Consider the following 13,652-nt stretch of genomic DNA (forward strand, 5'->3'; position numbering starts at 1 on the left):
CAGAAGTGAAACGCCGTAGCGCCGATGGTAGTGTGGGGTCTCCCCATGTGAGAGTAGGGAACTGCCAGGCATCAATTAGAAGAACCCCGTACCGAAAGGTACGGGGTTTTTTGCTTTTGTTTTTCCCTCTTCCCCTCCTTGAAACTTTCTCACCTTCTGCTTGCAGACTCGACATTCAAACTATTTCTGGGTATCGTTAGCTGTCTGGATGTCTAAACGTTTATACGTATGCTGTGAGGATATAAAGTTATGCCGATTCGGGTGCAGGACGAGCTACCAGCCGTCAATTTCTTGCGTGGAGAAAACGTCTTCGTTATGACGGCTTCGCGTGCGACAGGTCAGGAAATTCGCCCGCTGAAGGTGCTTATTCTCAATCTGATGCCAAAAAAGATCGAAACAGAAAACCAGTTCCTGCGTCTTCTGTCGAACTCCCCTCTGCAGGTTGATATTCAGCTGCTGCGAATCGATGCCCGTGAGTCACGTAACACGCCTTCTGAGCATCTGAACAATTTCTACTGTAACTTCGATGATATTCAGGGGGAAAACTTCGACGGACTGATCGTGACCGGCGCGCCGCTCGGTCTGGTGGAATTTAACGATGTCGCTTACTGGCCGCAGATCAAACAGGTTCTGGAGTGGGCAAAAGATCACGTTACCTCCACATTGTTTGTCTGTTGGGCGGTACAAGCCGCGCTGAATATTCTTTATGGCATCCCCAAGCAAACCCGTACTGAAAAGCTCTCCGGCGTATACGAACATCACATTCTTCAACCGCACGCGTTGCTGACGCGCGGTTTCGATGACTCCTTCCTGGCCCCGCATTCTCGCTACGCCGATTTCCCTGCCCAGCTGATTCGTGATTACACCGATCTGGAGATCCTGGCCGAAACGGAAGATGGAGATGCTTATCTGTTTGCCAGCAAGGATAAACGCATTGCTTTTGTGACCGGGCATCCTGAGTACGATCCGCATACCCTTGCGTCAGAGTATTTCCGTGATGTCGAAGCGGGTCTAAATCCGGATGTACCGTACAACTATTTCCCGAAAGACGACCCGCAAAACAAACCGAGAGCAACCTGGCGCAGCCACGGGAATTTGCTTTTCACTAACTGGCTCAACTATTACGTCTACCAGATAACGCCATACGATCTGCGTCACATGAATCCGACGCTGGAGTAATCTTCTGCACTAGACGATCCTAAAGCGTTTCAGCTATTCAAATCAGGCACCTTCGGGTGCCTTTTTTATTTTCGAAATGTCGCTCACCATTCAATAAAACTTTAATTCCAATAAAATCAGATAATTAATTTCATATTTACATTAAAATGGAAATTGTTTTTGATTTTAGAAAAAATATAGATAGTCTTAATTCTGCTGAGCGAAAACTACCCAACGATCTTTCGTTCGCATCGGGGGCGTGATTTTGGATCTTTGATGAGGAGCAGAGTAATGACTCAACAGGCAACGACGGTCGATGAACTGGCCTTTACCCAGCCGTATGGCGAGCAAGAACAGCAGGTTTTGACGGCGGAAGCGGTAGAATTTCTGACTGAACTGGTGACTCGCTTTACGCCGCAGCGTAATAAGCTGCTGGCGGCACGCATTCATCAGCAGCAGGAAATTGACGATGGCAAGTTGCCTGGCTTCATTTCGGAAACCGCTTCCATTCGTCGCGGTGAGTGGAAAATCCGAGGCATCCCTGAAGATTTACAGGATCGTCGCGTTGAGATCACCGGTCCGGTAGAGCGCAAAATGGTGATCAACGCCATGAACGCCAACGTTAAAGTCTTCATGGCCGATTTTGAAGACTCTCTGGCGCCGGACTGGCGTAAGGTCATCGAGGGGCAGATCAACCTGCGCGACGCCGTGAACGGCACCATCAGCTATACCAACGAAGCCGGTAAAATTTACCAGCTCAAACCGAACCCGGCGGTGCTGATCTGTCGCGTACGCGGCCTGCACCTGCCTGAAAAACATGTCACCTGGCGTGGGGAAGCCATTCCGGGCAGCCTGTTTGATTTCGCGCTTTATTTCTTCCATAACTACAAGAATCTGCTGGCTAAAGGCAGCGGCCCTTATTTCTATCTGCCAAAAACGCAGGCCTGGCAAGAAGCGGCCTGGTGGAGCGAAGTGTTCAGCTACGCGGAGGATCGTTTCAACCTGCCGCGCGGTACCATCAAGGCCACCCTGCTGATTGAAACGCTGCCTGCCGTGTTCCAGATGAATGAAATTCTGCACGCCCTGCGCGACCATATTGTCGGCCTGAACTGCGGACGCTGGGACTATATTTTCAGCTACATCAAAACCCTGAAAAACTATCCCGATCGCGTACTGCCGGATCGCCAGGTTGTGACCATGGATAAACCGTTCCTGAGCGCCTACTCGCGTCTGCTGATCAAAACCTGCCACAAGCGCGGCGCCTTTGCGATGGGCGGCATGGCGGCTTTTATCCCGAGCAAAGACGCAGAGCGGAACAATCAGGTGCTCAACAAGGTGAAAGCCGATAAAGAGCTTGAAGCCCGTAACGGTCACGACGGCACGTGGATTGCCCATCCCGGCCTGGCCGATACGGCGATGGAGGTCTTCAACCGCGTTCTCGGCGACAATAAAAATCAGCTGTTCGTCACGCGTGAAGACGATGCCCCAACGGCTGAAGAACAGCTGCTGGCACCGTGCGCGGGCGAGCGTACGGAAGAGGGCATGCGTGCCAATATTCGCGTCGCGGTCCAGTACATCGAAGCGTGGATCTCCGGCAACGGCTGTGTGCCTATCTATGGACTGATGGAAGATGCCGCGACGGCGGAGATCTCACGTACCTCCATCTGGCAGTGGATCCACCATCAAAAAACGCTCAGCAACGGCAAGCCGGTGACCAAATCTCTGTTCCGCCAGATGCTGGCCGAAGAGATGCGGGTGATCCAGGACGAGCTGGGCGAACACCGCTTCAGCAGCGGACGTTTTGACGACGCTGCGCGCCTGATGGAGCAAATCACCACATCAGATGACTTAATCGACTTCCTGACCCTGCCGGGCTACCGCTTCCTGGCGTAACTCACCGCATAACAATATGGAGCATCTGCACATGAAAACCCGTACCCAACAAATCGAAGAGTTAAAGAAAGAGTGGACACAACCTCGCTGGGAAGGCATCCGCCGTCCTTACAGCGCGGAGGAAGTGGTGAAATTACGCGGCTCGGTCAATCCGGAATGCACGCTGGCACAGAACGGTGCGGCGAAAATGTGGAAGCTGCTGCACGGTGGCTCTAAAAAGGGCTACATCAACAGCCTCGGCGCGCTGACCGGCGGTCAGGCGCTGCAGCAGGCGAAGGCCGGTATTGAAGCTATCTATCTTTCCGGCTGGCAGGTCGCGGCGGATGCCAACCTGGCGTCCAGCATGTACCCGGATCAGTCGCTCTATCCGGCTAACTCCGTGCCGTCGGTGGTGGATCGGATCAACAACACCTTCCGCCGTGCGGATCAGATCCAGTGGGCTGCCGGTATCGAACCTGGCGATCCGCGCTTTACTGACTACTTTCTGCCGATCGTCGCGGATGCGGAAGCAGGTTTCGGCGGCGTGCTGAACGCCTTCGAGCTGATGAAATCGATGATTGAGGCCGGTGCAGCGGCCGTTCACTTCGAAGATCAGCTGGCATCAGTGAAGAAATGCGGACACATGGGCGGTAAGGTGCTGGTTCCTACACAGGAAGCCGTACAGAAGCTGGTTGCCGCGCGTCTGGCTGCTGACGTGCTCGGCGTGCCGACGCTGGTGATTGCCCGTACCGATGCGGACGCGGCGGACCTGATCACCTCTGACTGCGACCCGTACGACAGCGAATTCATCACCGGCGAGCGCACCAGTGAAGGCTTCTATCGTACCCACGCGGGTATCGAGCAGGCAATTAGCCGCGGTCTGGCGTACGCGCCGTACGCGGACCTGGTCTGGTGTGAAACGTCTACGCCGGATCTGGCGCTGGCAAAACGCTTTGCCGACGCCATCCACGCGAAGTATCCGGGCAAACTGCTGGCCTATAACTGCTCGCCGTCCTTCAACTGGCAGAAAAAGCTGGATGACAAAACCATCGCCAGCTTCCAGCAGCAGCTGTCCGACATGGGCTACAAATACCAGTTCATTACCCTGGCAGGTATCCACAGCATGTGGTTCAACATGTTCGACCTGGCGCACGCCTATGCGCAGGGTGAGGGCATGAAGCACTACGTTGAGAAGGTGCAGCAGCCGGAGTTTGCGGCGGGCAAAGACGGTTACACCTTCGTGTCTCACCAGCAGGAGGTGGGGACCGGCTACTTTGACAATGTGACCACGATTATTCAGGGCGGCACCTCCTCCGTCACTGCCTTAACGGGTTCAACGGAAGAAGCACAGTTCTAAACTTTTCCCCCTCTCCCCTCTCGGGGAGAGGGTTGGGGTGAGGGGGAATATATGTCGCGTGGCCTGGAATTGCTGATTGCCCAAACTATTTTGCAGGGCTTCGATGCCCAGTATGGTCGTTTTCTTGAAGTGACATCCGGCGCGCAGCAGCGCTTCGAACATGCAGACTGGCATGCGGTTCAGCAGGCCATGAAGCAGCGTATCCATCTCTATGACCACCACGTGGGTCTGGTGGTGGAGCAGCTGCGCTGTATTACCGACGGTAAAAGCCCGGACGCGGAATTTTTACTGCGCGTGAAGGAGCACTACACCCATCTGTTACCCGATTACCCGCGCTTCGAGATTGCGGAGAGCTTTTTCAACTCCGTCTATTGCCGGTTATTTGACCACCGCTCACTATCTCCTGAGCGGTTATTTATCTTCAGCTCCCAGCCCGAGCGACGCTTTCGAACCATTCCCCGTCCGCTGGCGAAAGATTTCTTTCCCGATCGCGGATGGGAAAAGCTCCTGCACCGCGTGCTAACGGATCTGCCGCTGCGCCTGCCCTGGGAGAATAAAGCCCGGGATATCGGTTATATCCACGCGCATCTCAACGAAACCTTCGGCGCGGAGGTGCTTAGCCATAGCCATTTGCAGGTGGCCAACGAGCTTTTCTACCGCAATAAAGCCGCCTGGCTGGTCGGCAAACTGGTTACGCCGACCGCCATTGTGCCTTTTCTGCTGCCCATTCACCGTACCGACGACGGGGAACTGTTTGTCGATACCTGCCTGACCACCGGCGCCGAGGCCAGCATCGTGTTTGGCTTCGCCCGCTCCTATTTCATGGTGTACGCCCCGCTGCCTGCCGCGCTGGTGGAGTGGCTGCGAGAGATCCTGCCGGGCAAAACCACCGCCGAGCTGTATATGGCCATTGGCTGCCAGAAGCACGCCAAAACGGAAAGTTACCGGGAGTACCTGCGCTATGTCACCACGGCCGATGAGCAGTTTATCGAAGCGCCAGGCATTCGCGGCATGGTGATGCTGGTCTTTACGCTGCCGGGTTTCGACCGGGTCTTTAAGGTGATTAAAGACAGATTCGCGCCGCAGAAAGAGATGACCGCCGCGCACGTTCGCGCCTGCTATCAGCTGGTCAAAGAGCACGATCGCGTCGGGCGCATGGCGGATACTCAGGAATTCGAAAACTTTGTGCTGGATAAACAGCAGATTGACCCAGCGCTCATGACGCTGTTAATGCAGGAAGCACCTGCGAAAATCACCGATCTGGGTGACAAAATCGTGATTAGCCATCTCTACATTGAGCGCCGCATGGTGCCGCTGAATATCTGGCTTGAGCAGTCCGAAGGCCAGGCGCTGCGGGATGCCATTGAAGAATACGGCAACGCGATTCGCCAGCTTGCCGCCGCCAATATTTTTCCGGGCGACATGCTGTTTAAAAACTTCGGCGTCACCCGTCACGGGCGCGTGGTGTTTTACGATTACGACGAAATTTGCTACATGACCGAAGTGAATTTCCGCGATATACCACAGCCCCGCTACCCGGAAGATGAGCTTTCAGGTGAGCCGTGGTACAGCGTCTCGCCGGGCGATGTGTTTCCGGAGGAGTTTCGCCACTGGCTGTGCGCCGACCCGCGCATCGGGCCGCTATTCGAAGAAATGCATGAGGATCTGTTCCGCGCCAGCTACTGGCGCGGGCTGCAAACGCGGATCAAAAATGGGCATGTCGAAGATGTGTACGCTTACCGCCGCAAGCAGAGGTTTTGCATTAGGTTTGCACCTTCTCTCGCAGGATGAGGACATCATGTTTGCACCCTCTCTCGCAGGGTGAGGGCATCATGTTTTCTCCCTCTCCCTGTGGGAGAGGGCCGGGGTGAGGGCATCAGGCCACAGTGTAACCCCATCGCCCGGTGGCGCTGCGCTTACCGGGCCTACGGTTCGAATGTTCGCCGGAACCCAACTTAGCGAATCCCACCATACGCCAGCGTTACCTCTTTCGCCGCCTTAATCACCAGCGCACCCAGCTCGGTCACGCGGTCGTCGGTCATCCGCGAAATCGGCCCGGAGATGGAGATAGCGGCAAACGGCTCGCGGTGCTCGTCAAAAATGCAGGCCGCGAGGCAGCGCAGGCCCAGGGCATGTTCTTCATCATCAAACGAATAGCCACGCTTGCGGGTCAGGGCCAGATCTTCTTTCAGATGCACGGGCGACACCAGCGTGGCGTGGGTGTAGGCGTGCAGCCCTTTACGGTGCAGCAGCCCCGTCACCTGCTCTTCGCTCAGCTGCGAGAGAAACGCTTTCCCCGCCCCGGAGGCATGCATCGGCAGCTTGCCGCCAATCGGTGCGGACATACGCATCAGCTGCGTGCACTGCACCTGGTCGATAATAATCGCCTGATGGTCGCTTTGGTCCAGCACCGCGAGGTTGACCGTCTCGCCGGACTCCTCCATCAGCTTGCGCAGAATCGGGTGCACAATCGCCAGCAGGTTGCGGCTCTGCAGGAAGCTGCTGCCGACGATAAACGCATGCGCGCCCACCGCCCAGTGCCCCAGCTCGCCGACCTGGCGGACAAAGCCCAGCTGCTGCATGGTGGTCAGCAGGCGATGCGTCGTGGAGTTCGGCAGGCCAGCCTGCTGGGCCAGCTCCGTCAGGGCCACGCTGCCGTGCGACTCGGCTATCCACTCCAGCAGCTTCAAACCGCGCGTGAGCGATTGAACCTGTCCGCCCTGTTGTGCGGCGGCGGCGGTGGCAGCAGGTTTTCTGCCGCGTTTAGCGGGAACGCTCGCGACCATGACGATCTCCTTTTTCTGTATCGTGGAAATCATTTTCGTTTTATTTGGTGAATTTGCAACCGTTATCCTGACTGATCGGAGGAGTGATGGTGAACATGTCTCATGTTACCGCTGTGCGGCTTTTCCACCCTGCGAGATTGTGCCAGTATGGAACGCAGCCTTTTGGCCTTGTTGAGCGTTGTCGGGAGCAAGTGTGAGCAGCAAAGTAGAGCAACTGCGTGCGCAGTTAAATGAACGAATTCTGGTGCTGGACGGCGGCATGGGCACCATGATCCAGGGGTATCGTCTGAGTGAAGACGATTTCCGCGGCGAGCGCTTTGCCGACTGGCCCTGCGACCTGAAAGGGAACAACGATCTGCTGGTGCTCAGCAAGCCGTCAGTTATTAAGGATATCCACAACGCCTACTTCGAAGCGGGTGCGGATATCGTTGAGACCAACACCTTTAACTCGACAACCATCGCCATGGCGGATTACCAGATGGAATCCCTGTCGGCGGAAATCAACCTGGAAGCCGCGAAGCTGGCGCGCGCCTGCGCCGACGAGTGGACGGCACGCACGCCGGACAAGCCTCGCTACGTTGCCGGGGTGCTTGGCCCGACGAACCGAACCGCGTCGATTTCACCGGACGTCAACGACCCGGCGTTTCGTAATATCACCTTCGATCAGCTCGTTACGGCCTACCGTGAATCGACCAAAGCGCTGGTGGAAGGCGGTTCCGATCTGATCCTGATTGAAACCGTATTCGACACCCTCAACGCCAAAGCCGCGATTTACGCGGTGAAAGAGGAGTTTGAGGCGCTGGGCGTTGACCTGCCGATCATGATTTCCGGCACCATCACCGACGCCTCCGGCCGTACTCTGTCCGGTCAGACAACCGAAGCGTTTTATAACTCTCTGCGCCACGCCGAAGCGCTCTCCTTTGGCCTGAACTGCGCGCTGGGGCCTGATGAGCTGCGCCAGTACGTGCAGGAGCTTTCCCGTATCGCGGAATGCTACGTCACCGCCCACCCGAACGCCGGTCTGCCGAACGCGTTCGGTGAATACGATCTCGATGCCGACACCATGGCGGCGCAAATCCGCGAGTGGGCCGAGTCTGGCTTCCTGAACATCGTCGGTGGCTGCTGCGGCACCACGCCGGAGCACATCGCGGCCATGAGCAACGCCGTCGCCGGACTGCCGCCGCGCAAGCTGCCCGAGCTTCCGGTTGCCTGTCGTCTGTCCGGCCTTGAGCCGTTGACCATCGGCGACGACAGCCTGTTTGTGAACGTGGGTGAGCGTACTAACGTCACAGGTTCTGCAAAGTTCAAGCGCCTGATCAAAGAAGAGAAATACAGCGAAGCGCTGGACGTTGCCCGCCAGCAGGTGGAAAGCGGCGCGCAGATTATCGATATCAACATGGACGAGGGGATGCTCGACGCCGAAGCGGCGATGGTGCGTTTCCTCAACCTGATCGCCGGTGAGCCGGACATCGCCCGCGTGCCGATCATGATTGACTCCTCCAAGTGGGAGGTCATCGAAAAAGGGCTGAAGTGCATTCAGGGTAAAGGCATCGTCAACTCTATCTCAATGAAAGAGGGCGTTGATATCTTTATTCACCACGCGAAGATGGTCCGCCGCTACGGTGCCGCCGTGGTGGTGATGGCCTTTGACGAGGTGGGCCAGGCGGATACCCGCGAGCGTAAAATTGAGATATGCCGCCGCGCGTACAAGATTTTGACCGAAGAGGTGGGCTTCCCGCCGGAAGACATTATCTTTGACCCGAATATCTTCGCCGTCGCGACCGGGATTGAAGAGCACAATAACTATGCCCAGGACTTTATCGGGGCATGTGAGGACATCAAGCGCGAGCTGCCGCACGCGCTGATCTCCGGCGGCGTATCGAACGTGTCGTTCTCGTTCCGCGGTAACGACCCGGTGCGCGAAGCGATCCACGCCGTGTTCCTCTACTACGCCATCCGCAACGGCATGGACATGGGGATCGTTAACGCCGGCCAGCTGGCGATTTACGACGATCTCCCTGCCGAGCTGCGCGACGCCGTAGAGGACGTGATCCTTAACCGCCGCGACGACGCCACCGAGCGCATGCTGGACCTGGCGGAGAAATACCGCGGCAGCAAATCGGATGAGGCGGCAAACGTTCAGCAGGCCGAGTGGCGTTCCTGGGACGTGAAAAAGCGTCTGGAATACTCGCTGGTCAAAGGCATCACCGAATTTATCGAGCTCGATACCGAAGAGGCGCGCCAGCAGGCAGACCGCCCGATTGAGGTGATCGAAGGCCCGCTGATGGACGGCATGAACGTGGTCGGCGATCTGTTCGGTGAGGGCAAAATGTTCCTGCCGCAGGTGGTGAAATCCGCCCGCGTGATGAAGCAGGCGGTAGCGTATCTTGAGCCCTACATCGAAGCCAGCAAAGAGAAAGGTTCCAGCAACGGCAAGATGGTTATCGCCACCGTGAAGGGCGACGTGCACGACATCGGCAAGAACATCGTCGGCGTAGTGCTGCAGTGTAATAACTACGAAATTATCGACCTCGGCGTGATGGTCCCGGCGGACAAAATCCTCAAGACCGCGCGCGAAGTGAACGCCGACCTGATTGGCCTCTCCGGCCTGATTACGCCGTCGCTCGACGAAATGGTCAACGTGGCAAAAGAGATGGAGCGGCAGGGCTTCACCATTCCGCTATTGATTGGCGGGGCGACCACCTCAAAAGCGCACACGGCGGTGAAAATCGAGCAGAACTACAGTGGCCCGACGGTGTACGTGCAGAACGCCTCGCGCACGGTGGGCGTAGTCTCCGCGCTGCTCTCCGACACCCAGCGCGACGATTTTGTGGCGCGCACCCGCAAAGAGTACGAAACCGTTCGCATCCAGCACGGCCGTAAGAAGCCGCGCACCCCGCCTGTTTCGCTTCAGGCGGCGCGCGACAACGATCTGGCCTTCGACTGGTCCAGCTATACGCCACCGGTGGCACACCGTCTGGGCGTGCAGGACGTGACGGCCAGCATCGAGACGCTGCGTAACTACATCGACTGGACGCCGTTCTTTATGACCTGGTCGCTGGCGGGCAAATATCCGCGCATCCTGGAAGATGAGGTGGTCGGCGAGGAGGCGAAGCGCCTGTTTAAAGATGCCAACGACATGCTCGACACGCTGAGCGCAGAGAAAACCCTCAACCCGCGCGGCGTGGTGGGCCTGTTCCCGGCGAACCGCGTGGGCGACGACATCGAAATTTATCGCGATGAAACCCGCACCCACGTGCTGGCGGTCAGCCGGCATCTGCGCCAGCAAACGGAGAAAGTGGGCTTTGCCAACTACTGCCTGGCCGATTTCGTCGCGCCGAAGCTGAGTGGTAAAGCCGACTATATCGGCGCCTTTGCGGTAACCGGCGGTCTCGAAGAAGATGCGCTGGCGGACGCGTTCGAAGCGCAGCACGATGATTACAATAAAATCATGGTGAAAGCGATTGCCGACCGCCTGGCGGAAGCCTTTGCCGAGTACCTGCACGAGCGCGTACGTAAGGTGCACTGGGGCTACGCGGCGAATGAGAACCTCAGCAATGAGGATCTGATCCGCGAAAACTACCAGGGGATTCGCCCGGCGCCGGGCTATCCGGCCTGTCCGGAGCACACCGAAAAAGGCACTATCTGGAAACTGCTGGATGTGGAAGCCCATACCGGCATGAAGCTCACCGAGTCGTTCGCCATGTGGCCAGGCGCGTCCGTCTCAGGCTGGTACTTCAGCCATCCGGACAGCAAGTACTTTGCCGTGGCGCAGCTGCAGCGGGATCAGATTGAAGATTACGCCCTGCGCAAAGGGATGAGCGTGTCTGAAGTGGAGCGCTGGCTGGCGCCAAATCTCGGCTACGACGCAGACTAAAATCACTTTTCCTTACAACAAACAGGGCGCTCATTGGGCGCCCTGTCTCTTTCTTACGTTTAAACCCTTATACTGGAAGAAGGTTCTTATCTTTTGCCCGGTGGCGCTGCGCTTACCGGACCTGCGCGTAGGCCGGATAAGGCGTAGCCGCCATCCGGCAAGACAATGCGCAACAAACCTCAGGAAAACACATAACGATAAGGAGGAAAAACTTCCGTGCTGACGTTGTTACACCTGCTCTCTGCAGTCGCACTGCTCGTATGGGGCACCCATATCGTCCGTACCGGCGTGATGCGCGTATTTGGCGCGCGCTTACGTACCGTTCTCAGCAGCAGCGTTGAGAAGAAGCCGCTCGCCTTCTGCGCGGGCATTGGCGTAACGGCACTGGTTCAGAGCAGTAACGCCACGACCCTGCTTGTCACCTCCTTTGTGGCGCAGGATCTGGTGGCGCTGGCCCCGGCGCTGGTGATTGTGCTGGGGGCGGATGTAGGTACCGCGCTGATGGCGCGTATCCTGACCTTCGATCTCTCCTGGCTGTCGCCGCTGCTGATTTTTATCGGCGTTATCTTCTTCCTCGGCCGCAAGCAGACGCGCGCCGGACAGCTCGGGCGCGTAGGGATAGGCCTGGGGCTGATCCTGCTGGCGCTGGAGCTGATTGTGCAGGCGGTCACGCCAATCACCGAGGCCAACGGCGTGCAGGTCATCTTCGCCTCCCTGACCGGGGACATCATGCTTGACGCGCTGATTGGCGCGGTGTTTGCCATCGTCAGCTACTCCAGCCTGGCGGCGGTTCTTCTGACGGCGACCTTAACCGCCACAGGGGCGATCTCCTTCCCGGTGGCGCTGTGTCTGGTGATCGGGGCCAACCTCGGCTCCGGCCTGCTGGCGATGCTCAATAACAGCGCGGCCAACGCCGCAGCCCGCCGCGTGGCCCTCGGCAGCCTGCTGTTTAAGCTGGTGGGCAGCCTGATTATTCTGCCGTTCGTTCACCCGCTGGCGAACCTGATGGACAACCTACCGCTGCCGAAGGCGGAGCTGGTGATCTATTTCCACGTGTTCTACAACCTGGTGCGCTGCCTGGCGATGGTGCCGTTTGCCGCGCCGATGGCCCGCTTCTGCGAACGCCTCATTCAGGACGAACCGGAGCTGGATGCGCGCCTGAAGCCGAAGCACCTGGATACCTCCGCGCTGGATACCCCGGCGCTGGCGCTGGCGAACGCCGCGCGCGAGACGCTGCGCATGGGCGACGCAATGGAAACCATGCTCGAAGGCTTGCAAAAGGTGATGCACGGCGAGCCGCGTGAAGAGAAAGAACTGCGCAGACTGGCGGACGATATCAACGTGCTCTATACCGCCATTAAGCTTTACCTGGCGCGTATGCCGCAGGACGAGCTGGCGGAGGAGGAGTCCCGCCGCTGGGCGGAAATTATCGAGATGTCGCTTAACCTTGAGCAGGCCTCGGATATCGTGGAGCGTATGGGCAGCGAGATCGCCGACAAATCCCTTGCCGCGCGTCGTGCGTTTTCAGGTGAAGGCCTGAAGGAGCTGGAAGCGCTGCACGAACAGCTGGTCAGCAACCTCAAGCTGGCGATGCTGGTCTTCTTCTCCAGCGACGTGCCGAGCGCGCGCCGTCTGCGTCGCAACAAGCATCGTTTCCGTATTCTGAACCGCCGCTACTCGCATGCCCACGTTGAGCGTCTGCACCAGCAGAACGTGCAGAGTATCGAGACCAGCTCCCTGCATCTGGGGCTGCTGGGGGATATGAAGCGTCTCAACTCGTTGTTCTGCGCGGTGGCGTACAGCGTGATGGAACAGCCGGATGAAGACGACGAGCGGGATGAGTATTAATCTCCGGAAGCGCCTCGCAAAACCGTTTTGCGGGGCGTGACACCTTATAAAGCGCCATTTACTCTTCAGACCTTACATTTTGAAGGGAATAGAAAATGCTCGTTTATTACGCTACACTTCGCCAATTCATGCGCATTCCGATGGGAGTTCTCATGCGCGCTACTCATGGCATCAAAAAATCAGTCAATGTGTCGTTAGCACCAGAAATCCTTGAAGAGGCGCGTCGGCTTAAACTTAATCTCTCTGCTGTACTCACGGCTGCGCTGCAAGAGCAGTTTCGGGCGCATCAGCGCGCAGAGTGGTTAGCAGAAAATAAAGCTTCTATCGAGGCCATTAACCAGTGGGTTGATGAAAACGGCTCCTTTAGTGATTCTCAGAGATCGTTCTGATGGAGCAATATTTTGCTTATGAGAATGAAGGTAAGGGGAAAACTGCCTATCCCTGGCTAATCAATATGCAGCATCCCGTGGCCAATGTGATGAAGCATGTCCTGGTCGCACCAGCAGTTGAGCTTAGCAACCTGGGAGGCATTCAGCCGCCTGCGAAAGTGTGCCCTGTCGTTGAGATAGCGGGTAAGCCCTGCGTGGTCATGATGCACATGATGGCTGGCATATCGCCAAAAGAGTTAGGTGAGCGTGTTGCCGATCTTACGCAAAACCGGGCTTCATTGCGGGATGCACTCGATTTTTTGATCAACGGCTACTAACACTTTTTTGTCAGCCGCAAGGTAAGGTATATTTCGCCCTTCACAGGA

General features: G+C 57.2%; 9 protein-coding genes. 8 read left to right on the forward strand and 1 reads right to left on the reverse strand.

The features are described 5' to 3' along the window. Window positions 1–249 precede the first annotated feature (249 nt). From metA to aceK, 4 genes are all read left to right on the forward strand, one after another. Entirely contained in the window at window positions 250–1,179 is a 930-nt protein-coding gene (gene metA, locus SPG90_RS19545; protein WP_126304253.1) for a homoserine O-acetyltransferase MetA, read from the forward strand. Between the two features lie 270 nt (window positions 1,180–1,449). After that, complete coding sequence (aceB, locus tag SPG90_RS19550) at window positions 1,450–3,051, forward strand: malate synthase A (RefSeq protein ID WP_023309985.1); 1,602 nt, start codon at window positions 1,450–1,452, stop codon at window positions 3,049–3,051. 31 nt (window positions 3,052–3,082) lie between these two features. After that, the gene (gene aceA, locus SPG90_RS19555) at window positions 3,083–4,387 is read left to right on the forward strand and encodes an isocitrate lyase (RefSeq protein ID WP_023309986.1); all 1,305 of its coding nucleotides are present in this window, start codon (window positions 3,083–3,085) and stop codon (window positions 4,385–4,387) included. A 51-nt stretch (window positions 4,388–4,438) separates the two neighbouring features. Then, window positions 4,439–6,178 carry a bifunctional isocitrate dehydrogenase kinase/phosphatase gene (gene aceK, locus SPG90_RS19560; RefSeq protein WP_045402577.1) on the forward strand — a complete coding sequence of 580 codons (1,740 nt, stop codon included), beginning with the start codon at window positions 4,439–4,441 and terminating at the stop codon, window positions 6,176–6,178. A 164-nt stretch (window positions 6,179–6,342) separates the two neighbouring features. Here the strand turns inward: aceK and iclR are convergent, their stop codons facing one another. Further along, entirely contained in the window at window positions 6,343–7,173 is an 831-nt protein-coding gene (gene iclR, locus SPG90_RS19565; RefSeq protein ID WP_047173840.1) for a glyoxylate bypass operon transcriptional repressor IclR, read from the reverse strand. A 193-nt stretch (window positions 7,174–7,366) separates the two neighbouring features. On the opposite strand from iclR, the gene metH reads away from it, so the two are divergent. From metH to SPG90_RS19585, 4 genes are all read left to right on the forward strand, one after another. Then, window positions 7,367–11,050, forward strand: a complete 3,684-nt coding sequence (gene metH / locus SPG90_RS19570; RefSeq protein WP_322408283.1) for a methionine synthase — start codon at window positions 7,367–7,369, stop codon at window positions 11,048–11,050. 216 nt (window positions 11,051–11,266) lie between these two features. Then, complete coding sequence (locus SPG90_RS19575; protein ID WP_023309990.1) at window positions 11,267–12,898, forward strand: Na/Pi cotransporter family protein; 1,632 nt, start codon at window positions 11,267–11,269, stop codon at window positions 12,896–12,898. Window positions 12,899–12,993: 95 nt separating this feature from the next. Beyond that, window positions 12,994–13,287: a type II toxin-antitoxin system CcdA family antitoxin gene (locus SPG90_RS19580; RefSeq protein ID WP_032662656.1), complete on the forward strand. Its 294-nt coding sequence runs from the start codon at window positions 12,994–12,996 to the stop codon at window positions 13,285–13,287. Continuing rightward, window positions 13,287–13,604, forward strand: a complete 318-nt coding sequence (locus SPG90_RS19585; protein WP_023309992.1) for a CcdB family protein — start codon at window positions 13,287–13,289, stop codon at window positions 13,602–13,604. The genes SPG90_RS19580 and SPG90_RS19585 overlap by 1 nt, the downstream gene beginning before the upstream one ends. Window positions 13,605–13,652: the final 48 nt, after the last annotated feature.

It is taken from the genome of Enterobacter sp. D2, assembly GCF_034427575.1.
Lineage (GTDB): Bacteria > Pseudomonadota > Gammaproteobacteria > Enterobacterales > Enterobacteriaceae > Enterobacter > Enterobacter cloacae_M.

Coding starts and splice junctions, on each gene's coding strand:
- metA (WP_126304253.1), top strand. CDS start 250: ATGCCGATTCGGGTGCAGGACGAGCTACCAGCCGTCAATTTCTTGCGT.
- aceB (WP_023309985.1), top strand. CDS start 1,450: ATGACTCAACAGGCAACGACGGTCGATGAACTGGCCTTTACCCAGCCG.
- aceA (WP_023309986.1), top strand. CDS start 3,083: ATGAAAACCCGTACCCAACAAATCGAAGAGTTAAAGAAAGAGTGGACA.
- aceK (WP_045402577.1), top strand. CDS start 4,439: ATGTCGCGTGGCCTGGAATTGCTGATTGCCCAAACTATTTTGCAGGGC.
- iclR (WP_047173840.1), bottom strand. CDS start 7,173: ATGGTCGCGAGCGTTCCCGCTAAACGCGGCAGAAAACCTGCTGCCACC.
- SPG90_RS19580 (WP_032662656.1), top strand. CDS start 12,994: ATGCTCGTTTATTACGCTACACTTCGCCAATTCATGCGCATTCCGATG.
- SPG90_RS19585 (WP_023309992.1), top strand. CDS start 13,287: ATGGAGCAATATTTTGCTTATGAGAATGAAGGTAAGGGGAAAACTGCC.